The sequence below is a fragment of the Pseudarthrobacter sp. CC12 genome, assembly GCF_039907755.1.
In the GTDB taxonomy this organism is placed as follows: domain Bacteria; phylum Actinomycetota; class Actinomycetes; order Actinomycetales; family Micrococcaceae; genus Arthrobacter; species Arthrobacter niigatensis.
In genome coordinates this window covers 82,367-108,159 of record NZ_JARDJH010000001.1, presented here as the reverse complement: position 1 = coordinate 108,159, position 25,793 = coordinate 82,367, and the positions used below count along the sequence as shown (strand labels likewise).

General features: G+C 67.9%; 25 protein-coding genes. 9 read left to right on the top strand and 16 right to left on the bottom strand.

Annotation, left to right across the window (positions count from 1 at the left end):
• The first annotated feature begins 3 nt into the window (after nucleotides 1–3).
• Nucleotides 4–522 carry an SRPBCC family protein gene (locus PV772_RS00490; RefSeq protein WP_307358079.1) on the top strand — a complete coding sequence of 173 codons (519 nt, stop codon included), beginning with the start codon at nucleotides 4–6 and terminating at the stop codon, nucleotides 520–522.
• Here PV772_RS00490 and PV772_RS00485 read toward each other — a convergent pair.
• Together PV772_RS00485 and PV772_RS00480 are read right to left on the bottom strand one after the other, a co-directional pair.
• The gene (locus tag PV772_RS00485; RefSeq protein WP_141159139.1) at nucleotides 519–1,175 is read right to left on the bottom strand and encodes a zf-HC2 domain-containing protein; all 657 of its coding nucleotides are present in this window, start codon (nucleotides 1,173–1,175) and stop codon (nucleotides 519–521) included. The two genes, PV772_RS00490 and PV772_RS00485, sit on opposite strands and share 4 nt — an antisense overlap.
• Nucleotides 1,172–1,672 (bottom strand): sigma-70 family RNA polymerase sigma factor, encoded by a 501-nt coding sequence (locus PV772_RS00480; RefSeq protein WP_141159138.1) that lies wholly within the window; start codon nucleotides 1,670–1,672, stop codon nucleotides 1,172–1,174. The genes PV772_RS00485 and PV772_RS00480 overlap by 4 nt, the downstream gene beginning before the upstream one ends.
• A 254-nt stretch (nucleotides 1,673–1,926) precedes the next feature.
• Here PV772_RS00480 and PV772_RS00475 point away from each other — a divergent pair, with 254 nt between their 5' ends.
• A complete protein-coding gene (locus tag PV772_RS00475) occupies nucleotides 1,927–2,493 on the top strand; it encodes a hypothetical protein (RefSeq protein WP_347885042.1) in 567 nt (188 codons plus the stop codon).
• Between the two features lie 25 nt (nucleotides 2,494–2,518).
• Here the strand turns inward: PV772_RS00475 and PV772_RS00470 are convergent, their stop codons facing one another.
• The 4 genes from PV772_RS00470 to PV772_RS00455 form a co-directional block, all read right to left on the bottom strand.
• Complete coding sequence (locus PV772_RS00470) at nucleotides 2,519–3,271, bottom strand: hypothetical protein (RefSeq protein WP_347885041.1); 753 nt, start codon at nucleotides 3,269–3,271, stop codon at nucleotides 2,519–2,521.
• Nucleotides 3,264–3,842 (bottom strand): RNA polymerase sigma factor, encoded by a 579-nt coding sequence (locus PV772_RS00465; RefSeq protein ID WP_141159135.1) that lies wholly within the window; start codon nucleotides 3,840–3,842, stop codon nucleotides 3,264–3,266. The genes PV772_RS00470 and PV772_RS00465 overlap by 8 nt, the downstream gene beginning before the upstream one ends.
• 180 nt (nucleotides 3,843–4,022) lie before the next feature.
• On the bottom strand, nucleotides 4,023–4,724 hold the full coding sequence (locus PV772_RS00460; RefSeq protein WP_168225724.1) for a protein tyrosine phosphatase: 702 nt from the start codon (nucleotides 4,722–4,724) through the stop codon (nucleotides 4,023–4,025).
• 153 nt (nucleotides 4,725–4,877) lie between these two features.
• Complete coding sequence (locus PV772_RS00455; RefSeq protein ID WP_347885040.1) at nucleotides 4,878–5,507, bottom strand: hypothetical protein; 630 nt, start codon at nucleotides 5,505–5,507, stop codon at nucleotides 4,878–4,880.
• A 220-nt stretch (nucleotides 5,508–5,727) separates the two neighbouring features.
• Between PV772_RS00455 and PV772_RS00450 the strand changes: the two genes are divergently transcribed.
• Nucleotides 5,728–9,204, top strand: a complete 3,477-nt coding sequence (locus PV772_RS00450; protein ID WP_347885039.1) for a DEAD/DEAH box helicase — start codon at nucleotides 5,728–5,730, stop codon at nucleotides 9,202–9,204.
• A 377-nt stretch (nucleotides 9,205–9,581) separates the two neighbouring features.
• Here the strand turns inward: PV772_RS00450 and PV772_RS00445 are convergent, their stop codons facing one another.
• From PV772_RS00445 to glnT, 8 genes are all read right to left on the bottom strand, one after another.
• The gene (locus PV772_RS00445; RefSeq protein ID WP_141182615.1) at nucleotides 9,582–10,874 is read right to left on the bottom strand and encodes an ammonium transporter; all 1,293 of its coding nucleotides are present in this window, start codon (nucleotides 10,872–10,874) and stop codon (nucleotides 9,582–9,584) included.
• A 247-nt stretch (nucleotides 10,875–11,121) separates the two neighbouring features.
• Nucleotides 11,122–11,745 carry an XRE family transcriptional regulator gene (locus PV772_RS00440; protein WP_141182616.1) on the bottom strand — a complete coding sequence of 208 codons (624 nt, stop codon included), beginning with the start codon at nucleotides 11,743–11,745 and terminating at the stop codon, nucleotides 11,122–11,124.
• 57 nt (nucleotides 11,746–11,802) lie between these two features.
• Nucleotides 11,803–13,080, bottom strand: a complete 1,278-nt coding sequence (locus tag PV772_RS00435; protein ID WP_141159129.1) for an allantoate amidohydrolase — start codon at nucleotides 13,078–13,080, stop codon at nucleotides 11,803–11,805.
• Nucleotides 13,081–13,091: 11 nt separating this feature from the next.
• Nucleotides 13,092–14,246, bottom strand: coding sequence for an FAD-dependent oxidoreductase (locus tag PV772_RS00430; RefSeq protein ID WP_141159128.1), 1,155 nt, complete (start codon nucleotides 14,244–14,246; stop codon nucleotides 13,092–13,094).
• Complete coding sequence (locus PV772_RS00425; protein WP_347885038.1) at nucleotides 14,246–15,613, bottom strand: FMN-binding glutamate synthase family protein; 1,368 nt, start codon at nucleotides 15,611–15,613, stop codon at nucleotides 14,246–14,248. Before PV772_RS00425 ends, PV772_RS00430 begins: the two co-directional genes overlap by 1 nt.
• A 9-nt stretch (nucleotides 15,614–15,622) precedes the next feature.
• On the bottom strand, nucleotides 15,623–16,351 hold the full coding sequence (locus PV772_RS00420; RefSeq protein WP_347885037.1) for a protein glxC: 729 nt from the start codon (nucleotides 16,349–16,351) through the stop codon (nucleotides 15,623–15,625).
• Nucleotides 16,339–17,247 (bottom strand): glutamine amidotransferase, encoded by a 909-nt coding sequence (locus PV772_RS00415; protein WP_347885036.1) that lies wholly within the window; start codon nucleotides 17,245–17,247, stop codon nucleotides 16,339–16,341. Before PV772_RS00415 ends, PV772_RS00420 begins: the two co-directional genes overlap by 13 nt.
• A 26-nt stretch (nucleotides 17,248–17,273) precedes the next feature.
• On the bottom strand, nucleotides 17,274–18,680 hold the full coding sequence (gene glnT, locus PV772_RS00410) for a type III glutamate--ammonia ligase (protein ID WP_347885035.1): 1,407 nt from the start codon (nucleotides 18,678–18,680) through the stop codon (nucleotides 17,274–17,276).
• Between the two features lie 148 nt (nucleotides 18,681–18,828).
• On the opposite strand from glnT, the gene PV772_RS00405 reads away from it, so the two are divergent.
• From PV772_RS00405 to PV772_RS00390, 4 genes are all read left to right on the top strand, one after another.
• Nucleotides 18,829–19,962, top strand: coding sequence for a Gfo/Idh/MocA family oxidoreductase (locus tag PV772_RS00405; protein WP_347885034.1), 1,134 nt, complete (start codon nucleotides 18,829–18,831; stop codon nucleotides 19,960–19,962).
• The gene (locus PV772_RS00400) at nucleotides 19,962–20,720 is read left to right on the top strand and encodes a ThuA domain-containing protein (RefSeq protein ID WP_347885033.1); all 759 of its coding nucleotides are present in this window, start codon (nucleotides 19,962–19,964) and stop codon (nucleotides 20,718–20,720) included. The genes PV772_RS00405 and PV772_RS00400 overlap by 1 nt, the downstream gene beginning before the upstream one ends.
• Nucleotides 20,721–20,869: 149 nt before the next feature.
• On the top strand, nucleotides 20,870–21,244 hold the full coding sequence (locus tag PV772_RS00395) for a cupin domain-containing protein (protein WP_347885032.1): 375 nt from the start codon (nucleotides 20,870–20,872) through the stop codon (nucleotides 21,242–21,244).
• A gap of 103 nt (nucleotides 21,245–21,347) precedes the next feature.
• A complete protein-coding gene (locus PV772_RS00390; RefSeq protein WP_347885031.1) occupies nucleotides 21,348–22,331 on the top strand; it encodes an NAD(P)-dependent oxidoreductase in 984 nt (327 codons plus the stop codon).
• A gap of 11 nt (nucleotides 22,332–22,342) precedes the next feature.
• On the opposite strand, the gene PV772_RS00385 is transcribed toward PV772_RS00390, so the two are convergent.
• The gene (locus tag PV772_RS00385; RefSeq protein WP_347885030.1) at nucleotides 22,343–22,840 is read right to left on the bottom strand and encodes a hypothetical protein; all 498 of its coding nucleotides are present in this window, start codon (nucleotides 22,838–22,840) and stop codon (nucleotides 22,343–22,345) included.
• On the bottom strand, nucleotides 22,809–24,746 hold the full coding sequence (locus PV772_RS00380; RefSeq protein ID WP_347885029.1) for a primary-amine oxidase: 1,938 nt from the start codon (nucleotides 24,744–24,746) through the stop codon (nucleotides 22,809–22,811). Before PV772_RS00380 ends, PV772_RS00385 begins: the two co-directional genes overlap by 32 nt.
• Before the next feature lie 121 nt (nucleotides 24,747–24,867).
• Between PV772_RS00380 and PV772_RS00375 the strand changes: the two genes are divergently transcribed.
• Both PV772_RS00375 and PV772_RS00370 read left to right on the top strand, forming a co-directional pair.
• Nucleotides 24,868–25,473 (top strand): TetR/AcrR family transcriptional regulator, encoded by a 606-nt coding sequence (locus tag PV772_RS00375; RefSeq protein ID WP_347885028.1) that lies wholly within the window; start codon nucleotides 24,868–24,870, stop codon nucleotides 25,471–25,473.
• A gap of 85 nt (nucleotides 25,474–25,558) precedes the next feature.
• The gene (locus PV772_RS00370; protein WP_018770044.1) at nucleotides 25,559–25,735 is read left to right on the top strand and encodes a CsbD family protein; all 177 of its coding nucleotides are present in this window, start codon (nucleotides 25,559–25,561) and stop codon (nucleotides 25,733–25,735) included.
• The last annotated feature ends 58 nt before the right edge of the window (nucleotides 25,736–25,793 follow it).

Here is a 25,793-nt window from a genome sequence, read left to right as displayed (position 1 = left end):
GGCATGCCCCAGGTACGCGCCGAACGCTTGATCCGCATCGACCCCGAGACGGCGTTCGCCTTCTCACAAACCACCGGGGACTTCCGTCTCAAGTGGGACCCCTTCATTTCCTCGCAGGGCTTCCTTGACGGAGCGCGGGCGCCGGGAAAGGGCGTCCGGACCCGCACCAGGTCGCGCCTTGGGCTGGCCATGGTGAGCCAGTATGTCTCCTATGCGCCGCCCGGGAACGTAGGAATGACCATGGTGTCCGGCCCATGGTTTTTCACGAACTTCGGCGGCGGCTGGCGGTTCACCAAGGACGACGACGGCACCCGGGCCGTCTGGAAGTACACGTTTTCCTGCCGCCCGGCGTTGCTGCGGCCCATTATGGAGCGGATCGGCAGCCGGGTGCTGGGCTACGAGATTGAACGGCGGATCGCCGCCTTCGCCCGCGCCTGCGAGGATGAGGGCCTGGTGGCGGAATTCCGTGCGTTGGGAACAGACCGGGGACACCACCACCCTGGCCCCGCCCCGCAGTCCTAGGGAACGGTTATGACCGCCACGGCCCGCTGGGCGCCGTCGCGCAGTTCGACGCTGGAGATGCTGCCCAGCTGGATGGGTGTGGCACCGGTGACCTTAACCTTCCCGCTGGGGGTGGCGGTCCAGGCGCAGGCCCGGTCCTCCGCGCCGGCCCGGTCGCGCACCCACAGCGACAACGTCCCTTCCTCCGGCAGGCTGCTGCCGCTGACCGCCAGCTCAGTCCCCCAGGTCTTCCGGGCCATGTCGATGTTCACCTGGAGCCCTCCGCCGGAGGCCACGGAGTAAGTGGCATCCGGCTGCGGCGGCCTGGCGAGCAGCGGCCCCACAGCCAGGCCCACCGCAAGGCAGGCAGCGGCAACGGCACCTGCCAACGCCACCCACCGCCGTCGTAATGAGCGGCGACGGTGCGCCAGCTCGCTGAACAGGCGCGCCGGAGCGCCGGGGTCAGCGCCCTCCCCGCCGCCGGGCGCGGCGGTGAGCGCCACGGCGTCGGGGACGGGGAGGGCATCGAGGAGCATCGGGACCTTCTCCAGCACGGCAAGCTCTTTGCGGCAGGCGGCGCAGCCCTGGAGGTGTGCTTCGAAAAGGCTGAGGTCGGCGGCGTCGAGGCCGCCCAGCACGTAGGCGCCCAGCAGGTGGTGCGGGTTGGGAGTCACCGTTCCACCCCCATCTCGTCCAGGATGGTGCGCAAAGCCCGGAGCGCGTAGAAGGCGCGGGACTTGACGGTGCCGCTGGGGATGCTGAGTTGGACAGCCGCCTCGTTGACGGTGAACCTGCGGTAATGGAGGGCCACCAGGACGTCCCGGTGTTCCTTGCTCAACCGGAGCAGGGCCTCCTCCATCAGGACCCGGTTCAGCAGCTCGTCAACGCGGCCCATCACCTCTGCGGGTTCGGTCAGGCTGCTTTCCAGCGCCTCATGGGGGCGGCGCTGGCTCCGGCGGTAATTGTCGATCATGATGTTCCTGGCTGTGCGGTACAAGTAACTGCGGAAGCTGCCGTTGACCTCCGGGGCGTGCTGCCAGACGCGGAGCACCGTTTCCTGGACCACGTCCTCCGCGAGCTGCGGATCCCTGGTGGCGCTGAGCACGAAGCGGCGCAGGGCGCTGCCATGTTCACGGTAGATGGCCTCCACCACGTTGTCGTCGAGCGGCATCCCGCTCCTCCCGTCACTGCCAACACCACTGCCGTGCACTGCCTCCGGGAACGCCACGGCATCCTGCGCTCCCGGCTGTTACCACGACGGAAAGCAGGAAAAGGTTCACCTACCCGGCGCGGCAGCCTGCCTGTGAACCATTCTTCACCCGGAGGCGTCGTAGGGGTTAGCGCAGTGATCCAGCGCCGGGCGCCCCGCGAAGCGCCACACCCCAGAACGCATACAGCCACGCAAAAACATCCAAGGAGCACACCATGAAACACCATCTCGGGGCAGGCCTTGCCATCCTGGCCCTGGCGGCAGCCCTCACCGGCTGCGGCAGCAGCACCGGGACCACGCCGGCGGCCTCCAGCCCGGCCACGGGCGGCGCCACCAGTTCAGCAGGAACTTCCTCCGGGACGTCCTCTGCCAGCCCCTCCGGAACGTCGGCTTCGTCATCGCAGGCAAGTTCCGCCGTCGACCTTAAGGCAGCGTCCTCGGCGGCAGGAAGCATTGTGGTGGATGCGAAGGGAATGAGCCTCTACTTCTTCACCAAGGACACCAAGGACTCCGGCACCAGCGCCTGCACTGGTTCCTGCCTGGTCCAATGGCCTCCGCTCACCACCACTTCGGGATCCCCCACGGCAGAAGGAGTCACCGGGAAACTGGGCACCATCACCACGCCTGACGGCAAGAAGCAGGTGACGTTGAACGGCATGCCCCTCTACTACTTCGCGAAGGACACCAAGCCGGGCGACACTCTGGGCCAGGGTGTGGGCGGCGTCTGGTACTTGTCCGATCCGTCAGGCGCCATGATCAAATCGGCCGGACAAGGCTACTAGCCCGGCAGGATCCGCCCGGCGGGGCCTACTTCAGCGGAACATCCGCGGCCTTGCCCGGGAGCGGGATGTCGGTGGGCAGCGGAACGGGCACTTTAGGGCCCTGTTCCAGCCCCTTCCGGACGTCTCCCGGCACCTCGGTGGGCAGCGCCGGCGAAGCCGGGACCTCCGCGGGCTTCTGCGAGGGCGTTCCGTGGGCGGGCATGGATCCCTGCCGTGTTGGAACGCTCGACGGCGCCGCGGCGGCAGGTGCAGAAGCGGGCGCGGGTGCCGGTGGGACGGCATCCGCGCTGCTGGTTGCCGAAGGCCGCGGCGCTGCCGGCGCGGGAACCGGAAGCTGCTTGCCGTCATTGCCGGCGGGGGCCGCGGTTGAGCCTGCCACGAATGAGGTGACGGCGTGGTTCAGCTGGGAGATGGAGTCCCGGAATCCCTGGTCGGAGGCGGCGGCAACCGCGCCGCCGGCCGCAAGCGAGGCAGCCACGGAGAGCGTGGTGAGTGTGATGCGGCGCTTGGCCCTGCGGCGGGCGGCCAGTTGGTCAGCCGGCTGCCCGGCAGCGGGAAGCGCGGTGGTGGCGGGCGCGGCCACCGGAAGCACCGTGGTGGTGGCTGCCGAGGGGCCAGCCATCAGCGCCGCGATGTCGGCAGAAGGCGCCGGGTCCTCGGCCGCCAGGGCGCGAAGATGGAGCAGTGCGTCGCGGAGCTGGCCGTCGCCGCCCATGCCTGCCTCCAGCAGAAGCTGGTCAACGGCACCGTCGTTCCGGGATCCTGCGGTATCACTCATGATGTGCCTGGTTTCTCTTGAGCGTTTGTGCCTTGAGGTTCTGGAGGGCCCGGCGCTGGAGCTGCTTGATGGCTCCGGTGCTCTTGCCCATGATGGCGGCTACCTGCTCGATGGACAGGTCCGCAACGACGCGAAGGGCCAGGACCTCCTGGTGTTCTTCTCTGAGGCCTTCCAGCATGGCTTCGGCACCGGCCGTCAGTTCCACCGCGTGGTCCTCCGCGGACGGGGTGGTCCGGGCATCATGCTGGGGGTCGTAGGGCGTCAACTGAGGCCTGCGCTCCTGCCGGCGGTAGTGGTCCACCATGCGGGCGTGGGCGATTGAGAAGATCAGGGACTTTGCGCCCTGCAGTCCACCGGTGAGGGTGCCGATCCGCGGGTAGAAAGCCATGAAGACGTCCTGGGTCACGGCCTCGGGATCATCCAGTCCGCGCGCTTTAAGGTACCCCTGCACCGGGCCCGCGAAGGTTCGATAGGCAGCAGCGAACAACACGGCCGGATCAGTCCCGGCTGCGTTGTCGAATATGTCGATCTCTTCTTGGGCCAAAGTGTCCAGCACCAGCGGCTCCTCCATCCCGGGATCAGGCCCTTGCCTTATCCCGGTTTCCGGTTCGGGCTGCCAATCCCCGTGGTATTCCGGCTGCCTCGCGGCAGGTCTGCCAGGGGCGCTCCTTCAAGCTTTTCCAGCGGCGCGCGTACCCGCCCGGCTGCCCGGACTGCGGCCGCAGCCGCAGTCCAGACTAGCCAATGCGCCTTAGCGGGCCGAAACCGACGGCGTGTGGACGGTGTTGCCACCCACGGCGGGAACGGCAGGAACAGCGGGAACGGCCTTGGCGCCGTCTACCCCCGGGACGGCCGGAACGGCCGGCACTGCAGGAGCGGCGGGGACCTCCGGCTTTGCGGCGTCAACGGAGACGGAACCGTTGCCCTCGGCACCGGCCTTGGCTGCGGCGTCGGCCTTAGCCACGACGTCGGCGCAGTAGCTCTTGATGTTGGCGTCACCCTTGGCAGCGATGGACAGCGAGGAGAACGCCTTGGAGGAAGCGTCCAGGCCGCCGTGGGTGAAGGCGGTGCAGAGGCCCAGGGCTGCAGGGCCGGCCGCGTCCACGGCGGTGTTGGCCGTTGCGGAACCGGTTACATCAGCGCTGGCCTTTTCGTCGGAAGCGCCAGCCGTGGCCGTTGCCTTGGCGGTGGCTTCCGCGGTGCCGTCGGCGGTCTTCAGGGCGTCGGACACTGCCGAGGTGGCGGTGGGGGCCGCAGTGGCCTGGGCATCAGCTGCTGCTTCGGCTGAAAGCTTGGGGGCAGGCGCACCAAAGAGCTCGTGCGCAGTCTGCTGGGCCTGGGTGGGAAGGGCACCGGAGACGGCTGCGGCGCCGGTTCCGCCTACTGCCAGGGTTCCGGCGGCCAGGACTCCGGCGGCGACTTTGCTGGTGGCGAGAACGGTGAATACAGACATTTACTTCTCCAAAACCTAGACAACACATAGGACTAGGCCCGCCGGGCGGACCCATCACTGACTACATCGCCCGTGGTTGCGGAAAGGTTACGGGTGCGGTGGATTTCTTTTTCCTGTCCCCACCGCCGGCAAGCCCGGCGGCCGGCGGACCCGCTAGAGATGGTTCGCTGCGCCGCTGCGAACCGACCCCGTGCCGGCGTCCTCAAGGGCCATGGCGGCAAGGCGCTGGATGTACGGACCCACTTCCTCGTCGTCGAGCACCAGCAGGTCCGGCTGGCCGCGCAGCCAGCGGGCGTTAAGCGAGGTGATGTTCTCGTGTTCCAGCAGTTCCTCGAACTCGCCGTCGAGCTCCTCGATGCGGAGGACGGCGCGGTTGACCGCACCGGTGTCATCGGTGCCACCGGCCAGGTAGGACGCTGCCGTTCCGTCGGTCAGCACGGCGTAGGCCTCCGCGGCGCGGTTGAAGAGGTCCAGGTGGGCGGCTGCGCCCATCCCTGCCATGCCTTCGCGGACCAGCGGGTCGGTGGCGATCCGGCCACCGGCCATAACGGCGTACTGCGCGAAGCCTCCCTCCAGGGCCTGGGACAGGTAGAAATCCACCAGGCAGCTGCGGACGGCCACCGGCGACATGTCCTCCAGCCGCAGCATGGCCTTGCGCATGGCGTCGATGATGGCAGCGTTGGCCTCCACCACTTCCTCGTCCCTGCCTCCGATGCTGCTGCTGGTCAGGACGACGGGCTGGTGCGTGATGGTCATGGCGACGGGCTGGTGCGTGATGGTCATGGCGATCCTTGCTGGGCGGCGGTTTTGCTCCGGACGCTTTCACGCTACGACGGCCGGTTCACGGCAACACCGGGAACGAAATGAACGTCAAGCGAAGTTTTCGGGACCGGTACGGAAGGAACCCCGGCGGCGTGGGGGCGCCCGCGGGCGAACTAAGATGGATCAGATAACCTCCCACCGGACCCGGCTCCGCCGTGGCCTGCCGAAAGTAGCCCCCACCATGCCATCCCAACCGGACGAAAGTGCGGACCTGGCAATACAGACACCTGCAATCAACGACCGCTCGCTGGCGGCCGGGCTGGCGTATGCCATGGCAAGCAGGGTCTCGGGCATATCGTTCGACGGCGGCACGGGGCTGATGCTGGGAAAGGTCCGGGGCGGGGCGGACGTTCCGTACTCCACCACCGCCAAGCTGGTCCGGAAAGCCGGCGGCTGGAGCTGCACCGTCGGTGTGTGCAGCTGCCCGGTCCGCAAGGACTGCAAGCATGTGGCGGCCCTGCTGTTCGCGGCCGAGGACAACCCCGCCATCCGGGTGCAGTTGCTGGCGCCGTCCACCTCCGCCCAGGTGTCCCGTGCGCCGGCCGCGGCCCTCTCCGACTGGGAGCAGGCCCTCAGCCCCCTGATCTCCCGGCCCGGTTCCGCCCCCTCCACCGCCGGGGTTCCCCTCGCCCTGCAGTTCGAAGTGGAGGAACCCCCGCCGCATTTCTCCTACACCGGCCGCCGGGACCCGGTGCGCGGCGTCCGCCAGCTCAAGGTCCGGCCGGTCATCATGGGCGCCAAGGGCAAATGGATCCGCGGCGATGTTTCCTGGAACACCCTGAGCTACCTGAACTTCCGGCGGGAATCCAACCAGGCGCACGTGGACTGGCTGCAGGAGTTCCTGGCCGGCCATTCCTCCTCCGCGAGCCGGATGCACAACTCCGCCGGCCTGTGGCTAAGCCTGAACTCGTATGCCGGCAGGAACCTGTGGAGCCTGCTGTCCGAGGCACGGAAGATCGGGCTCGCGCTGGTCCACTCGCGCGGCACCGAGCCTGTCCGCATCACTGAAGCCCCCGCCGTCGTCGGGCTTTCCCTGAGCCGGTACGGGGCCCCGGTGGCTGGACCCGACGAAGAAGCCGCCGCGGCAAAAGCAGATGTGTCCGACGGCGGGCTGGAGCTGTCGCCCACCATCACGGTTGAGGGCGCGGAGGTTGATCCGGCATCCGTGGGAACGATCGGCCGGCCGGCGCACGGGTTGTTCTTTACCTCGGGGGAAGCCTCGCTGCCGGGCGTGCCGGACCCCAACGGCACCATCACGCTGGCACCGCTGGAAGACGGGCTGAGCGAGGAGCTGCTGGCGTTCGTCACCGCGGGCAGCATGCTGCACATCCCGGCCAGGGACGAATCCCGCTTCCTGACCGGGTTCTACCCGAAACTGAAGCAGGCGGCCCGGGTAACGGCGCGCGACGAGTCCGTGGAACTGCCCGAACTGGCCGTCCCCACCCTTTCCCTGCTGGCCAACTATGGTGCTGACCACCGGGTACGGCTGCATTGGGAGTGGCACTACAAGACCGGGACGCTGGTCACGGCGCAGCCCTTGTGGCGTCACCCCGGCGATCACGGTTACCGTGACGACACCGCCGAGGCGCGCATCCTGGACGGCATCGGCCAGCCATGGGACGTGGTCCCTGCCCTGGGCGAATCAGCCACTGGCGGCTGGGGCACTCCGCGGCTTGCGGCATCCGCCGAACTGACGGGACTGGACACGCTGGCGTTCACCGAGGAGGTACTGCCCCGGCTGCGGGAAGCGCCGGACGTGGATGTGGAAGCCGTGGGTGACATCGCGGACTACCGGGAGGCCGGGGAAGCACCCGTGGTGTCCATCTCCACCAAGGCCACCGAGCAGCGTGACTGGTTCGACCTGGGCATCCAGATTTCGCTGGAAGGCCAGCCCGTCTCCTTCGCTGCCGTGTTCTCCGCGCTGGCGGCCGGCCAGACCAGGATGCTGCTGCCCAGCGGAGCCTATTTCTCCCTGGACCTGCCGGAACTGCATCAGTTGCGGGCTTTGATCGAGGAAGCCAGATCGCTGCAGGACAACAAGGATGCTCCACTGCAGATCAGCAGGTTCCAGGCCGGGCTCTGGGACGAGCTGGCACAGCTGGGGATTGTCGACGAACAGGCAGCGGCCTGGCGGTCCGCCGTCGGCGGCCTCCTGGAGGGCGGCACCGACGGGCTGCCGCTGCCTGCCACCCTGAACGCGGAGCTGCGGCCGTACCAGCTGGAGGGGTTCAACTGGCTGAGCTTCCTCTACAAGCACGGGCTGGGCGGCATCCTGGCGGACGACATGGGCCTGGGCAAGACCGTCCAGGCGCTGGCGCTGATGTGCGCGGCTAAAGACCTTGCGGCAGCGGCTGCCTCGTCCCTGGAAACGTCCGACGGCGGTGCTGCCGCCAGCTCCGGTGGCGGGCCCGCCGCCGTCGCGCCCTTCCTGGTGGTGGCGCCCACCAGCGTGGTGGGCAACTGGGCGCTGGAAGCCGCCCGCTTCGCCCCTGGCCTCACCGTCCGGACCGTCGGCGAGACCTTCGGGAAGAGCGGGCAGGACGTTGCGGAGGCACTGGGCGGGGCCGACGTCGTGATCACCTCGTACGCGCTGTTCCGCATCGACTACGAGGCCTACGCCATGCGGACGTGGAACGGGCTGGTCCTGGACGAGGCGCAGTTCGTGAAGAACCACCAGTCCAAGGCCTACCAGTGCGCCCGCAAGCTGCCGGCGGCGTTCAAGCTGGCCATCACCGGCACCCCGCTGGAGAACAACCTGATGGAGTTCTGGGCCCTGACATCCATCGTCGCTCCCGGGCTGTTCTCCAGCCCCAAGCGCTTTGCCGAGTATTACCAGAAGCCGGTGGAAAAGAACGGCGACAAGGGGCAGCTGGAGAAGCTCCGGCGCCGGGTCCGGCCGCTGATGATGCGGCGCACCAAGGACCAGGTGATCAAGGACCTGCCGCCCAAGCAGGAGCAGGTCCTTGAGGTGGTGCTCAACCCGCGGCACCAGAAGGTGTACCAGACCCACCTGCAGCGTGAGCGGCAGAAGATCCTGGGGCTGATCGAGGACGTCAACAAGAACCGGTTCACCATTTTCCAGTCGCTGACCCTGCTGCGGCAGCTCAGCCTGGATGTGTCCCTGGTGGATCCTGCCTTGTCCGCGGTGCGGTCCTCGAAGCTGGATGTACTGTTTGAGCAGCTCGAGGACCTGGTGGCCGAGGGGCACCGGGCGCTGATCTTCAGCCAGTTCACCGGGTTCCTGGGGAAGGTCCGCGAGCGGCTGGACCAGGAGGAGATCGAGTACTGCTACCTCGACGGCGGAACCCGGAACCGTGCCGACGTTGTCAGCGAGTTCAAGAACGGCAGCGCGCCGGTGTTCCTGATTTCGCTCAAGGCCGGCGGGTTCGGCCTGAACCTCACGGAGGCCGATTACGTCTTCCTGCTGGACCCCTGGTGGAACCCGGCGTCCGAGGCCCAGGCCGTGGACCGGACCCACCGGATCGGGCAGGCCCGGAACGTGATGGTGTACCGGCTCGTGGCCAAGGACACCATCGAGGAAAAGGTCATGGCACTGAAGACCCGGAAGTCGCAGCTGTTCGCCGACGTCATGGAGGGTGACGCCCTGGCCGGCGGGGCCATCACGGCCGAGGACCTTGCGGGGCTGTTCAAGGAGTAAGCCCGTCGTTATCGACTCGCATCCTGGTTTTCGACGCACATCTTCGCTGTCGCAGCCCATATTTCGGTAGCGCCAGCCAATCCGCGCAGCGCAAATGCGTTTGCGCCGCGCGCTGTTGGTCTACCATGGCGCCGGACCTGCGCAGGCGCCCCAGCCACGTCCGCGCGGCGGTACTCGAAGGGCGCGGCGGCATCCTGGCCTGCACGGAACAGTAGGCACGACGAAGGGCCAAACCCTGGAACTATAAGCCGGCTGCTGCCGGCACCGGTCCAAGGTTTGGCCCTGATTCGAGAACTGGGACGCGCCGCGTGACGCGAAAGGGGTATGCCGGGCGCCGCCCCCAGCAGGCGGGCGCCCGGCAGCTTGTGGAAGTGGAACTAGACCCGCTGCGGGGAGCCCAGCTCCACCGGATCCTCGTCCATCAGGTAGGCCAGCTCCGAGTGGGCCGCGAGGTCGATGCCGCGCAGTTCGTCCTCGGGCTTGATGCGCAGGCCGCCCATGGTCTTGTCCAGGATCTTCGCCAGGATCCAGGTGACCCCGAAGGAGTAGGCCAGGACGCTGACGGTGGCGATCGCCTGAACGCCAAGCAGGTCGAAGCCGCCGCCGTAGAAGAGGCCGCTGACGCCGTTCGGGGCCTTGTCCGTGGCGAAGAGGCCGATCAGCAGGGTGCCCAGGATGCCGCCCACCAGGTGGACGCCGACGACGTCGAGTGAATCGTCGAAGCCCAGGCGGAACTTCCATTCGATGGCCAGCGAGCAGACAGCCCCGGCGATCGCGCCGATGGCCAGTGCGCCGAGCGGGCTGACTGCGCCACAGGCAGGAGTGATGGCTACCAGCGCGGCGATCAGGCCTGATGCGGCACCCATGCTGGTGGCCGCACCATGCCGGACCCGCTCAACAAGGGCCCAGGCCAGCAGTCCGGCCGAAGCTGCGACGGCGGTGTTCAGGAACACCACGGACGCGGACTGGCCGGCGGCGAGCGCGGAGCCCGCGTTGAAGCCGAACCAGCCCACCCACAGCAGGCCTGCGCCCACCAGGACCAGCGGCCGGCTGTGCGGCTTGGCGTGTTCCACCTTGGGCCAGCCGGAGCTCTTGCCCAGTACCAGGGCCAGGGCCAGGGCGGCGGCGCCGGCGTTCATGTGCACCGCGGTGCCGCCGGCGAAGTCGATGGCTTTGATGCCGTTGGCAATCCAGCCACCCACTGTGCTGCCGTCCGCCGAGTCGAACGCAAACACCCAGTGCGCGATGGGGAAGTACACCACCGTGGCCCAGATGCCGGCGAAGACCATCCAGGCGCCAAACTTCATGCGGCCCGCGGCGGCACCGGCAACCAGTGCGGTGGTGACGCAGGCGAAGAACAGCTGGAATGCTGCGAACAGGATGACCGGGATGGACGCCGAATCATCCTTGGCCAGCAGCTGCCCCATGCCGGGGAATTCGGTGACGTCACCGATCAGGCCCAGGCCGCCCACGGAGTTGCCAAAGGCCATTGAGTAGCCGAACAGTGCCCAGAGGACGGCCACCAGGCTGGCGCCGCCGAAGCACATCATCATCATGTTGAGAATGCGGCGCGACCCCACCATGCCCCCGTAAAACAGGGCCAGGGCGGGGATCATCATGCACACCAGCGCCGAGCTGGCCAAAATCCAAGCGACATTTCCCGAATCCATGGGAAACCCCTTTCGTGATGCGAAGAGAGAACGGTCGATTGCCGTCAGAGCCGCTCTGCGGAGGGACGTGGCCGGAGAAACCACGTTCAGCGGGAGGGGCGGCTGTTGCCGTCTGATTCCAACTTTATGGCGGCAATTCCCGGGTGGGTTTCCGGTGTGTTAAATGATCGTTTCGGTCATCCACAGGCGAGTTTCAGGGGTCCCGCAGCACGCAGGAAGCGACTGCAGGAGCCACCAGTAACGGGCATTATTTGGCGGAGACCGCCAGGAACCGGATGGGAAGGTCCAGCAATTCCAGCGGGCCGTGCGGGCCTTCACCGTCCAGGAGCAGGGAGTCCCCCGGTTCCATGGCGTACTCGTAGGAGCCGTGGCCGTAGACCATCTTCCCGGCGAGCATGTAGATGAACTCGGTGCCCGGGTGCTGGAACAGGGGAAACACGTCGCTGGCGTCGGTGAGGGTCACCAGGGTGGGTTCAATGGCATCGGTCCGGCCTTTGAGGGTTCCCAGCACGCGATATTCGTGGCCGTGCTGGGTGCCGCTCCGGACGGTGAGGCTGCCTTGGCCGCTCTTGGTGAAGGTGGCGTCCCGGTCGGTGTCCGCGCCGCGGAACAGTGCGGTGACCGGAACGTTGAGGCCGTCGGCCAGCCGCTGCAAGGTGGTGAGGGAGCAGGAAGTGGTGGCGGTTTCCACCCGGGAGATCATGGCCTTGGACAGGCCGGTCCGGGCTGCGAGCTCGGCCGACGACAAGCCGGCCGACGTGCGGTAGTGCCGGACCTGCGCCGCGATGACCTGCTCCAGCCGGCCGGCAACCTGTCCGGCAGCGTCCTCTGCGGGTTGGTCCGTTCCGTGGTCCCCGGCCTGTTCGGTCATGCCTGCCATCTTAGGCGGGCCGCGGTAGGCCCGGCGTACGACGACGGTCGTGGCCAATCACGCTGCCCCGCCCAGCAGCCCGGCAAGGGAGTCCGCCAGGGCGAGCGCGCCGGCTTCGGCGTCGCTGTCCTCGACGAGTTCGTCCGGCGAATGCGATACGCCGGTGGGGTTCCGGACGAACAGCATTGCGGTGGGCAGGTTCGCGGCCAGCACCCCGGCGTCGTGCCCTGCGCCGGTGTCCAGCACCGGCGCGGCAGGCAGGAGCTGCTGCAGCCGGTCCCGGAGGCCGCCGTCGAAATGGACTGTGGGGCTCAACGATTCCGTGCCCAGGACGGCTGTGCAGCCTTCCTCCGCGGCGATGACCTGGGCGTTCAACCCGATGGCCTCCACCAGCGCGGCGGTGACCGAATCCTCCGGGTGCCTGACGTCAATCCAGAGGTCCACCCGGGACGCGATCACGTTGGTACCGCCGGGGACGGGCTGTAGCCGGCCCACCGTGGCGCGGGCCTCCTTGTACTTCCGGGCGGTGTCCCGGATGGACACCGTGACTTTGGCCGCTGCGATCATGGGGTCGCGCCGGTCCCTCATGAGCGTGGTTCCGGCGTGGTTTCCCTCGCCCGTGATGCTCAGTTTCCAGCGGCCGTGGCCAAGGATGGAGGACCCGATGGCCACCGGCTGGTGCAGGTCCACCAGTCCCCTCCCCTGCTCCACATGCAGTTCCACGAACACCCCCAGCTGCTGCAGGGCCTTGTGGTCGGGGCCGATGAACCGCGGGTCCTGCCCGTTCGCCGCGGCGGCGTCGGCGTAAGTGTTGCCGTCTGGGTCGCGGAGGTTGCGGGCCTTGTCCGGGTCCAGTCCGCCGGTGAGGAGCCGCGAGCCAAGGCAGGCCACGCCGAACCGGGAGCCTTCCTCCTCCGGGAACACCGCAAGCACCAGGGGCCGCCGGGGCCGGAAGTTCCGGGCCTTGAGGAGGTCGACGGCAACCAGCGCCGAGGCAACCCCCAGCGGGCCGTCATACTCGCCGCCGCCGGGGACGGAATCGAGGTGGCTTCCGGTGGCGACGGCGTCTTTCCGCACTCCGGTTGCTGTGTCCCACCAGGCCCAGATGATCCCGTTGGCATCCGTGTGCACGTCCAGCCCGCGCCGGGCCGCCTGCTCAATGAACCAACTGCGGAGGTCCGTTTCGGCGGTGGAGAACACCGGGCGGGAGTAGCCGCCGCGGGTGCTGTCGCGGCCGACGTCGGAAATCTCCTTCAGGAGGCCGGCAACGGTGGGTGCGCCCGCAGTTTCGGCGGGTACCGCGTGCGGCGCTGGTGCTGTGCGGGAAAGGCTCACGGTTGTCCGTTCTACGTGGTGAGTGCCGGGGAGGATGCGCTCCGGAACCGGTCCGGAACTGACCCGGCACCGGTGGCCAGGTCCGCCGCCCACTGCCCGGTCAGCGGGGCGAACTTCGCGCCGTGGCCCGAGCAGGGTGAGACGACGGTGAGGTTCTCCGCCCGGTCAATGAGGAAGTCCTCGGTGGGGGTGTTGGTGAACAGGCAGGTGGTTTCGGCGTAAGGTTCGGGGTCCAGGCCAGGCAGGTAGCGGCGGACGTAGTCCACCACGCGGGTACGGTTGGCCGGGTCCACCACTCCGGTCTGGTCCGCGGCGGACCGAATCCGCGGGCCGCCGTTGTATTCGGCCACCTTCTGCCCGGCAAAATCCGCATCCCGGCCGCCGGGGAGGCCGTAGGTTTGGAGGTCGCCGGCCTTGTGGATGAAGGTGGGCCAGTTGGTGCCGGAAAAGCCGGAGTCTTCCCGGTACCTGAAGTGGAAGGCCTGCTCCTGGCGGACGGTAAATTCCGGCAGGCCGGCGAGGAACCCGGCCGGCAGTGGCAGGGAGTCCAGCAGCCGTGGCAGCCAGCCGCCGGCGCTGATGACGAGGTTGCCGGCGTCGAGCGTTTCCCCCGTGGTGGAGTGCAGCCGGTAGCCGGCCCCGCCCAGCCGCTCCACCCGGTCCAGGCTCCAGCCGGTCAGGACTTTTGCCCCGTGCCGGACCGCGAGCGCCACCATGGCGTTGACAGAGGTTTCGGCGTCGATCACGCCCGCACCGGGATGCCAGAGGACGTCGGTGTCGAACGTGATCTGCGGCCAGCGGTTGCGGGCGTCGGCGGCCGACAGCAGCTCGTGGTCGATTCCGGCACGGGCCAGTACCTCAGCGAGGAGGGCGGGTTGACGTTTGGGGCCATGGTCCACCGCGCCGAACGGCGTGATCAGCTCAACGCCGGCGTCCGCTGCGAGCCCGTCCCAAAGGTCTTTGGAATCGAGCACGGCCCGGGTGTAGAAGGGGTCCGGGTAGGCGTAGCGGAAGATCCGGGCGGAGCCGTGCGAGCTGCCGTCGTGGGCGGCGGGAACGTCGCGCTCCAGCAGGGTGACCTGGTGGCCGCGCGCTGCGAGCTGCCACGCGGTGGCGGCGCCGGCCAGGCCGGCGCCCACCACCACATAATCCGACGGGTCGGCCATCAAAAGCTCCCCTGCGCGCCGGGGATCCAACTGGTGCCGGCCAGCGGCACGCGGGCCATGGCGGAGGCCTCGATGGTCAGTGCCACCAGGTCTTCCGGCTCCAGGTTGTGCAGGTGCGACTTGCCGCAGGCCCGGGCGATGGTCTGGGCTTCCATGGTGAGGACACGAAGGTAGTTGGCCAGCCGGCGGCCGGCGGCCACGGGGTCCAGCCGGGAGGAGAGCTCAGGGTCCTGGGTGGTGATGCCGGCGGGGTCGCGGCCGTCCTGGAAGTCGTCGTAGAACCCGGCGGCCGAACCGAGGGCGGAGTATTCGGCGGCGTAGCGGGGGTCGTTGTCGCCGAGGGCGATCAGCGCGGCGGTTCCGATGGCCACTGCATCGGCACCCAGGGCCATGGCCTTGGCGACGTCGGCTCCGGTGCGGATGCCGCCGGAGACGATCAGCTGGACCTTCCGGTGCATCCCCAGTTCCTGCAACGCCTGGACCGCCTGTGGGATGGCCGCGAGGATGGGGATCCCCACGTGTTCAATGAACACCTGCTGCGTGGCGGCGGTGCCGCCCTGCATGCCGTCCAGCACCACCACGTCGGCGCCGGACTTCACGGCGAGCGCCGTGTCGTAGTACGGGCGGGAGGCGCCGATTTTGACGTAGATGGGGGTCTTCCAGTCGGTGATTTCGCGCAGCTCGCCGATCTTGATTTCGAGGTCGTCCGGGCCTGTCCAGTCCGGGTGGCGGCTGGCGGAGCGCTGGTCGATGCCCACCGGCAGGGTGCGCATCCCGGCGACGCGTTCGGTGATTTTCTGGCCCAGGAGCATGCCCCCGCCGCCGGGCTTGGCGCCTTGGCCCAGCACGATCTCGATGGCGTCCGCCTTACGGAGGTCGTCCGGGTTCATGCCGTACCGGGACGGCAGGTACTGGTACACCAGGTGTTTGGATTGGCCGCGCTCCTCAGGCGTCATGCCGCCGTCGCCCGTGGTGGTGGAGGTGCCCACCTCGGACGCGCCGCGGCCCAGCGCTTCCTTGGCGTTGGCGGACAGGGCGCCAAAGCTCATGCCGGCAATGGTCACCGGGGTCTGCAGGTGCAGGGGGCGGCTGGCGTACCGGTCACCGAGGACGACGTCGGTATCGCACTTTTCGCGGTAGCCCTCCAGTGGGTAGCGGGACATGGAGGCGCCGAGGAACAGCAGGTCGTCGAAGTGCGGGACCTTGCGCTTGGCGCCCCAGCCGCGGATGTCGTACACGCCGGTGGCGGCCGCGCGCTGGATGTCCGCGATGGTGGCGCGGTCAAAGGTGGCGGACTCCCGCAGGCCCAGTTCAGCAAGGTCCTGGAGAGGTGCTGCGCCGGCGGCAGGAACGGAGGTGATGGTCATGGGGGCCTCCTAGTAGGCAGTCGAGTTGTCGACGTGGAAGTGGTAGAGGTTCCGGGCTGAGCCGTAGCGCTTGAAATCGGCAGGGTTGTCGGTGCGGCCGGCGGCAGCCAGCAGTTCCGCGAGCTCGGCAAGGTGCTCTTCGCGCAGCGGCTTTTCGACGCAGTCCGCACCGAGGGAGGCCACCGTCCCTTTGACGTAGATCCGCGCCTCGTAGACCGAGTCGCCCAGGGCGTCCCCGGCGTCACCGCACACCACCAGGCGGCCGGCCTGCGCCATGAACGCCGACATGTGGCCGATGTTGCCGCCCACCACGATGTCCACGCCCTTCATGGAGATCCCGCAGCGGGCGCCGGCGTTCCCGTCGATGACCACCAGGCCGCCGTGGCCGGTGGCGGCGGCGGACTGGGAGGCGTCGCCCTTCACATGGACGCTGCCGGACATGATGTTCTCGGCCAGTCCGACGCCGGCGTTGCCGTTGACGGTCACGGTTCCCTTCTGGTGCATCCCGGCGGCGTAGTAGCCGGCATGGCCGTCGATGGTCACCGAGACGTCGGCGTTGATGCCGACGGCGAGGCTGTGCTTGCCGCCGGGGTTGGCAACGGTCCAGGACTGGCCGTCGGCCGCGTTGTGGAGTGCCTGGTTCAGGCTGCGGACCGGGGAGCCGGAAAGGTCCACCACGGTGGGTGCCTCGGCAGTAACTGCAGTTTCCAGGCTTTCGGGGGCTGTCAGAGTGACCATGTGTAGACCTTTCCGGGTTCCGGTTCAAAAATGCGGGCGTTGTCGATGCCGGGCAGCCCGGCGAGGGCGCGGTATTCGGAGGCCATGGCCACGTAGTCCTCGGTTTCGGCGATGATGGCCGGCTTGCAGGCGATGGGGTCGCGGACCACTGCCATGCTGTCCGCGGTGGTGACCACCAGGGTGTAGAAGCCGTCCAGGACCTTGCCCAGGTTCACCAATGCTTCCTCGAGGGTGTCGCCCTGCTGCAGCCGTGAGGCGACGTAGCGGGCGCCCACCTCGGTGTCATTCTCGGAGTCGAACACCACGCCTTCGCGCAAGAGGCCCCGCCGGACGGTGGCGTGGTTGGAGAAGGAGCCGTTGTGGACCAGGCAGAGGTCGTCGGCCACGGAGAACGGGTGCGAGCCGCCCGCGGTGACGGCCGACTCGGTGGCCATCCGGGTGTGCGACAGGCCCTGGCTGCCGGCCATCGCCTCCAGCCCGTGCTCGGCGGCGATCTCCATCGGGTGGCCCACGCTCTTCATCACGGCCACGTGTTCGCCGCGGCCAATGATGGTGGCGGCGGGCACGGTTTCGGTGACGGCCTTCACCAGGAGGTCCGTCCCGACGGCGGCGCCCACCAGGGTGGTGTCGCCCACCACTTGCACTGCTGCTGCCGCGTCAGACGGCAGGAGCGCCGCGACGCCTGCGGTGAGTGCCGCCGTCGTCATTCCCTGGTCCCTGCCGAGCAGGCTCACGGTGGACCTGCCCGGCGACACCAGGCCCGGGGTGTTGTAGACGGCGAGGCCTGCGGAGTCGGGTCCGCGGTCCACGATCTGGCAGAGCATCGAGGACAGCAGGCTGCCCATCTTGGGGTGCAGCGAGGGATTGCGCAGCTGCAGCGCGGCGATTCCGCACATGGTGGGATTCCTTTACGGGGTAGTGGTCAGATCGAGGTGAGGTACGTCCGGATTTCCCAGTCGCTGACCTGGTTGTGCCAGCTGAGGAACTCCTCTTCCTTGGCGTTTGCGTAGTAGGTTCCGATCTCCGGATCGCCGCTGAGGCTGGCCAGAATGACCGGGTCCCTGCGGAGCGCTTCCACGGCGTGGAGCAGGGTGGCCGGCAGGAGATGGGCATCCGCTTTGGACTCCCCCGGCCCGGATGGCGTCCCGGGGTCGAGTGCCTTCTCCACGCCGTCCAGCCCCGCGGCGATGACGGTGGCGACGGCGAGGTAGGGGTTGGCGGAACCGTCGCCGGAGCGGAGTTCGAGCCTCGCGTTGTCCGGCACGCGGATCATGTGGGTCCGGTCGTTGCCCCCGTAGGAGGCCTTCCGCGGCGACCACGTGGCGCCGGAGGAACTGGTAGTGGCGCCGGTGCGCTTGTAGGAGTTGACCGTGGGGGCGAGGAAGGCCTGCAACGCGGGGGCGTGGTCCAGGATTCCGGCGATGAAGGAATACGCGAGGCCGGACAGCCCCAGGCCGCGTCCGCCGTCGTCCGCGTTTCCGTCCTCCCCCGGGAACAGCGCGTCCGCACCGGACCACAGCGAGAGGTGGAAGTGCAGGCCGGTGCCGGTGCGGTCCGTGAACGGCTTGGGCATGAAGGTGGCGGTCATGCCGCGCTGCCCGGCCAGGATGTTCAGGATGTAGCGGAGCGAGATGACGCGGTCGGCGGTGGTGAGGGCATCGGCGTACGTGAAGTTCTGCTCGAACTGGCCGGCGGCGTCCTCGTGGTCGTTGGCGTAGTTGCCCCAGCCGAGTGAGTTCATCGCGTCGCTGATGGACGTGAGGTGCTCATACATCCGGGTCACGCCGCGGGCGTCGTAGCAGGGGCGGGGCGAATCGTCCCGGGTGTCGGCGGTGCTCAGCGTCCCGTCGTCGTTCCTGTTGACCAGGAAGTACTCCACCTCGGCGCCTACCTTGGCCTGCATCCCCTGGTCCGCCAGGCGGGCGAGGGCGTTCTTGAGGATGACGCGCGGGGCGTAGGGCCAGGGCTTGCCGTCGACGTGCGGGTCGCAGTGGATGATGGCCAGCCCTTCCTTGATGAAAGGGACGGGGGTGAAGGAGGCGAGGTCCGGGACGGCGATGAGGTCCCCGTCCTGGGGCTTCTGGCCGATGAGGCCGGCCGCGTAGCCGGCAAAGCCCATGGCGCCCGCTTCGAGTTCGTCGGCGGCTTCCACCGGAACGAGCTTGGCGCAGGGCTTTCCGGTCATGTCCACGAAGGTGGCCAGGAGGAAGCGGATGCCATGGGCGCGGGCGATGTCGGCGAGGGTGATCGTCGGTTCGGAGGCGGGAGCGGCGGACGCAGGGGCCGGCTCCATGGCGGGGGTTACAGCAGGGGTTGCGACACTGGTCATCGAAACATTCCTGTCCAATTGGTTAGTTACAGTAAACCTTGTTGCATCAGAGTATCCAGGGGCGTATTTCACGCGTCGGGCCGGAGGGTTAAATGCATGTTTCGATGGGATGGGGGTACGCGTCCAGCAAAGAGAGAGGGTTTAGCCGTTGAGCAATGAGCAGTCCCCCGACCCGCAGTCACCCGCCAAAGCAAAGACCCCCGTCCCGGACTTGCGGGTGGGGGTGGTGGGCATCGGCTGGGCCGGCCAGCAGCACCTCAAGGCCTACTCGGCGCTGGATGGAGTAAGCATCGTCTCGGTGGCCGGCATGGAACAGGACCTCCGGGACTCCCTGCAGGCCGAATACGCCATCCCGAACGCCTTCGCCGGCTGGGAGGACATGCTGGAGCACGGCGGCCTGGACGCGGTCAGCGTGGCAGTGCCCACCTTCCTGCACGCCCCGATCGCCATCGCCGCCCTGGAACGGGGCCTCCACGTGCTCAGCGAGAAGCCGATCGCCCGCAACGCTGCGGAAGGCCAGGCCATGGTGGACGCCGCCCGCAAAGCCGGCCGCGTCCTTGACGTCGCCTTCAACCACCGCCGCCGCGGGGACATCAGGGCGCTCAAGGACGTGATCGACGGCGGCGGCCTGGGCCGGCCGTATTACGCGAAGGCCTCGTGGCTTCGGCGCGCCGGCATCCCCACGCTGGGCAGCTGGTTCACCAACCCGGAGCTCGCAGGCGGTGGCCCCCTGGCGGACATCGGCGTCCATGTGCTCGACTTCGCCCTGTACCTCCTGGGTGAGCCGAAGGTGGTGGCGGTATCCGCAGCCACGCATGCCGAACTGGGTCCGCAGGGCCGGGGCGGCGGAAGCCGGTTCTCCGCCCAGGCCACCAGCCATGCCTTCGACGTGGAAGACTTCGCCACGGCGTTGCTGCGGCTGGAGGGCGGCGCGACCCTGCTGGTCGAGGCCAGCTGGGCTGCCTACCGGGAAACCGACGACCAGCTCAACTTCACCGTGTACGGTACCGACGGCGGTGCCGAGCTCAGGGTGCACGGTGCCCCCTTTCCGCCGGTGGGCCGGCTGCGGGTGTTCGCGGACAAGGACGGGGAGTCCGCGGACTACCTGCCCCCGGTCCTGCCGGGCCGCGCACACGATGCAGTGGTGGAGGACTTTGTCACCGCCGTGCGCGGCGGTGACAAAGTCTGGGCCAACCATGACGGATCCCTGGCGCTGTACCGGGCGCAGGTCATCGACGCGTGCTACCAGTCCGCGCGCGAGCAGAGGGAGGTTCGGCTCTGATGGACGGCGAACTGCGGATCCTGGTGTGGAACGAAGGCGTCCACGAAGCCAACAATGAGCCGTCCCACATTGGGGAGATATACCCGGACGGCATCCACGGCGCCATCGCCGCCGGCCTCCGCTCCCACTTTCCGGACGCGGAGATTACGACGGCGGTACTGGCCACCGGCGCCGACCACGGCCTCAGCGAAGAGGTGCTCGCGGAGACTGACGTGCTGTTGTGGTGGGGCCACATCGCGCACGCCGAGGTGGGGGACGCCGTCGTCGAGCGCGTCCACCGGCACGTGCTGGGCGGGATGGGACTGATCGTGCTGCACTCGGGGCACTTCTCGAAGATCTTCACCAAACTGCTCGGTACCAGCTGCTCCCTTGCCTGGCGGAATGACGGCCAGCGCGAACTGGTGTGGACCGTCAAGCCGTCCCACCCCATCGCGGACGGGGTGGACAGCCCCATCGTCATCCCGGAGCAGGAGATGTACGGCGAACTGTTCGACATCCCGGACCCTGACGACCTGATCTTCATCAGCTCGTTTGCCGGCGGTGAGGTATTCCGGTCCGGCGTCACCTTCACCCGCGGAAAAGGCCGCATCTTCTACTTCAGCCCGGGCGACCAGGAGTACCCGGTGTACCACCATCCGCAGGTCCAGCGGGTCCTGGCCAACGGCGTGCGGTGGGCTGCGCAGCCGGATGTGGACCGTTCCGCCCCGGCTGTGACCAACGCGGCCCGGGAGTGGTTTGACGGGGCAAAACAGCATTGACATCACCTCTGCGGCGGAGCAGATTGGGATCGTCGCACACGAGGTTCGGCAGGTTCCGGACGGGCACACCCCTCCCTGGCGGACCATCCTCCCGGAGCGCCCGCACGCCCGGGTGAACTAAACAACCCCCTCCTTCCCAGGAGCCTGAAATGCCCGCAGTAACGGTCAAGGACCTTGAATCAAAATCCTTCGATGAGCCGGATGAAAAGCGCCGGCCGCCCATGACGCAGGTCGATGTCGTCACCCTCGGCGGTACCACCCTGGGCCGCTTCACTTTCGAACCCGGCTGGCGCTGGTCGGAGACCGTCAAGACGGTGGTCCACACAGACAGCTGCCAGAACAACCACCTCGGCTTCTGCACGGCCGGAACCCTCACGGTTGAACTGACCGACGGAACCCGGAAGACCATCCACGCCGGGGACGCCTACTCAATTCCCGCCGGGCACGACGCCTGGGTGGAAAACGACGAGACGTTCGTTGGCTATGAAGTCATGAGTGCGGCCGAGTACGCGAAGCCCGACTGACTTTGGGGTTCAGCGCCAACCACGGGGAAAGGGAGGTCCGCAGGCCCTCCCTTTCCCGCTGCTGCGGCCCTACCGTTTGAGGAAACGCAACGATCGGAGAGCAATGAGAGTCACCGTCATCGGCGGCAGCGGCCACATCGGGTCGTTCCTGGTCCCCCGGCTGGTCCGCGCCGGCCATGAGGTCACCAACATCAGCCGCGGCACCAGCAGGCCTTACACGGAGGCACCGGAGTGGCAGCAGGTGCACCACGTCACCGCAGACCGTGAGGCGGAAGACCGGGACGAAACGTTCGCGGACCGGGTGGCGGCCCTCAAACCGGACGTCGTGGTGGACCTGGTCTGCTTCACCCTCGAATCGGCGGCGCAGCTGGTGCAGCGGCTGCGGGGCGAGGTGGGGCACCTGCTGCACTGCGGCTCCGTCTGGCGGTACGGGCAGAGCCTGAAGCTGCCCATCAGGGAGGGCTCGGATTCCGCTGCTCCACCCTTTGGCGAATATGGCATCCAGAAGAACCGGATTGCCCTGATGCTGAAGGAAGAAACCGCCAGCGGCGGCCTGGCCACCACGTCCCTGCATCCCGGCCACATTGTGGGGCCGGGATGGCAGCCGGTCGGTCCGTTGGGCAACCTCGATCCCACCGTCTGGCAGACCATCTCTGCAGGCCAGCCCCTTCGGATTCCCGGCAGCGGCACGGAGCTGATGCACCATGTGCACGCCGATGACGTCGCGCAGGCGTTCGAACAGGCGATTGCCCGGCGCGGAGCGGCCGCCGGGGAGGACTTCAACATCGTTGCCCCTACCGCGCTGACAGTGCGCGGCTATGCGGACATCGCTGCCGCCTGGTTCGGCCACGCTGAAGTGCTGGAGACAGTTTCGTGGGACCGCTTCCGCGGGAACACCTCCCGCGAGCACGCGGATGCGAGCTGGAACCATCTCTACCGCAGCCAGTGCTTCAGCATCGAAAAAGCGGCCTCCGTGCTCGGCTACGCGCCGCGGTACGAACCGGAGCAGGCAATCTTCGAATCCATCCAGTGGTTGGTTGACCACGAACAGCTGCATGTGGCCCGCCCGCTCGGCGTCGCCGGCTGAGCCTCGACGGCCTACCGGCAGGACCGCCGGAGCCGGGCCACCAGCGTGGCGGCGAGCAGCGCCGTCGTTAGTTCCAGGGCGACAACCAGCAACAGGTCCGTGCTGCCGGAGCCGCTTCCAGCGGACGACGGCGGCTGGCCGCCGTGCGCGTGCCCGGCACCGCCGGCGCCAAGCAGCAGTGTTGCATGAAGGGCAGCCATCACCACGGCAGCGATGGTGACCTGGTGCAGCGCACCCACCCGGCTGTGCCGCCAGATATGGACCGCGCAGGGAGCGCAGACCGCGGCGAGTGCCAGCATGAGCACGCCAAGCCACGTGCCGTGGCGCCCGGAGACGGCCAGCCATACGTGGGCCGCGCAGGAGACCGCGGTAACGATGGCAACCAGCCGGGCGTGCTGGCCGGGCCGTTGGGCATGGACCCGCAGGGCACGGTCCCGTCCAGCCGCCGTCGTGCTCCCTGCCGGGGCGGGGGTCAGGCTAGTGGCAGCCACCGCTGCTGCCCTCGGCATGGCAGGAGGATTCCTGCTTGTTGGGGTTGGCGGGAACGTCCAGGACCGGGCTGCGGTCGAAGAAGCCCTCCGGCCGCAGCTTGAAGCCGACGGTGTCCACGGGCATGATGGGCCAGTCCTCCACCCGGGGGAAGTGGGTCAGGCCGAAGGTGTGCCACACCACGATGTCCTGGCCGTCGATGTCCCGGTCCTGCGCGACATAGGCGGGCAGGCCCGCGCCGCCGGCGTGCTGGTTCACGAAGTCGCCCGTGGGGTACTTCTCGTCCTCGGCGTACCGGGTGACCCACAGGTCCTTGGTGGCAAAGGCGGCGCGGCGGGCGATGGAGGAGTCCGGGTCTGCCAGCAGCGTGGGCTGGTTGTGGGAGTGCAGTTTGTATCCCACGGGCTCGCCCAGCCGGTTCCTTGACCCCGGGTTAGAGATGATCCAGGTGCGGCCGGCGCGGGCGTCGGCTTCCCGGACGCCTTCGGACTCGCGGGCCAGGACGGTGCGCCTGCGGGAGAAGGCATTGCCCCGTTCGTTTCCTGGCCCCATGGCCTGGCGGATGACGTCCTCCTCCTCCACGCGGTTGGTGAAGCCGTCGATGGCCATGTCCAGCCGGGCGCTGAAGAGGTGCTGGTGGAAGGGGGCGCCCAGGCCGGGCGCCAGTTGGGAGATGTTGTCCGAGCCGCCCTCGGGGAACGCGGAGGTGAACACGATGCCGGTGGCTTTGGCCTCGAATTCGATGGTTCCATCCAGGTAGAGGTACCAGTAGAAGCCGTAGTCGTAGTTGCCGATCGTGGTGAAGAAGGAGATGACCAGCCGGCGGTTGCGGCGGGTGTAGGTGACGCCGCTCCAGAGGTCGGAGTGCTTGGAGAGGATACTCCAGTCCTCCTCGTGCATGCAGATGCCGTTGCGGATTTCCCGCGGGGTGCCGAAGGCGTCGCTGATGACCGGGCTGAGGTAGGTGATCTCACCCAGGCAGTCGCAGCCCAGTTCCAGGGAGTTGGCGTACTGGCCAACCAGGTATTCGCCGGTGTCGAAGTAGTTCTGCCAGGACCGGACGGGCGACGGGTCACCGTACGGCACCACCATCTCGGCGATGGACGCGCGGTTGATGATCTGCCGTTTCCGGCCGCCGTCCCGAAACGCGAGGTTGTGCAGGACCACGCCTTCGCGGACATCGAAGCCCACGTCCACGCTCCATTTTTCCCACTCCACGTGGTTGCCGCCCGTGACAGTGAAGCTGGGGCCCTCCGGCTGGGTGATGCTGATGGGTTTCTGGGTTTCGCGGACCGGCCCGGTCAGTTCAGGGTCGGTGTAGTTGCCGTGCTCGGCCGGGATGGGCATGGCACCGAGGTCGATGACCTGGGTGACTTCCCTGCTGACCACGTCCACGTAGGCCACCAGGCCGTCCACCGGGTGTGCCCAGGCGCTGTCCTCGGGGAAATCCTGCACGAACGCCAGGCCGCGGAGGATGCGGCGGCCCTTCTCTTCGCCGTATTCGAAGACGCCGGCCGAGAGCGGGGCCACGCGGACCTTTTGGACGTCGAGTCCCCTGACGGCGAGTGCCGTAAGCCACCGTTCGTCAGTGGCGAGGAGGGACTCCACCACTTCGAGCTCCTCCTCCAAGACCGGCAGCTCGCCGGTCACTGCAGTGTCCAGGACGACGGCGGAGAGCACCTTTTGCTGGGTAACGGAGACAACGACGTCCCTCGGCGCAGCCCCGGAGACGTCGTGGATGAAGACCCGGAAACGGCGGCCCGCCTGCGTTTCCGCGCCCCGCGCCGGATCCAGCAGGCCGAGATAGGCGATGCGTTGCTGGGGGCCCAGGTAGCCTTCCGCCTGCAGAAGGGCGCGGACGTCCAGGATTTCCTCCGCGGTTGCCAGGCGGAAGGCGGAGGCGGTTTCGGTTGCTGCGAGAGTCATGGGAAGAGCCTTTGTCCGGGCCGTCACCGGCCACTGGTTTATTTTCTATAGTTGTAGAGAATAAACGTCCGTAACATGGCCCACAAGAGTCTGAGCGAAAAATTTCCGGGGAGTGGCCGCGGTGCCGAAGATAGTTGACCATGATGAGCGCCGCCTGGAACTCGTGGATGCCACCTGGCGGATCATCGCCCGGCAGGGCCTTGAAAGCGCCACCATGCGCGAAATCGCCACGGAGGCAGGCTTTGCCAACGGTGCCCTGAAACCCTACTTCCCCACCAAGGACACCCTGCTCGAATTCGCCTTCAGCCACGTCTTCAACAGGACCAACCGGCGCATCGCAGAGGTCACGGCCGGGCGGATGGGCCTGGACGCGCTGCGCGCCTTTTCCCTCGAGGTCCTCCCCCTCGACGAAGAGCGCGTCAACGAGGCACGCATCGTGGTCCCGTTCTGGCAACGGGCCATCAACGACCCCGGGAAGGCGGCGATCCACCAGCAGTCAATGAATGAATGGCTGGCGGCCATCCGGCGCTTCCTGGCAGAGGCGAGGGACAGCGGCGACGTGACCGCCGCCGTCGACGATTCCATCCTTGCCGGGCAGCTGCTGAACATGCTGCTGGGAGCCCAGATCGAGGCGGCCCTGGCGCCGGAAGGCGAGACGGATTTTGGCCATGCCGCCCAGCTTGAGGGCTATCTCGCGCTCCTCGGCAAAATTCCCGGCCGGAAATGAGCGGCAAACTCGAAAGTATGCTTACTATTGGTGGGTCAGGTTCTGGCAGATGCCGGAGCGAGCACGAACTGTAAGGAGCATCTCCATGGGTTTGGATGACAAGATCGGCAACGCTGCAGAGAAGCTCGGCGGCAAGGGCAAGGAAGCTGCCGGAAACGCCACGGGCGACGAGAGCCTGAAGGCCGAAGGCCAGACGGACCAGGCAAAGTCGGACCTCAAGCAGGCCGGCGAACACGTCAAGGACGCCTTCAAGAAGGACTAGTCGGCGCCCGCATAATGGGTGCAACTCCAACCGGAGTTGCACCCATTGCGTTTAAGCG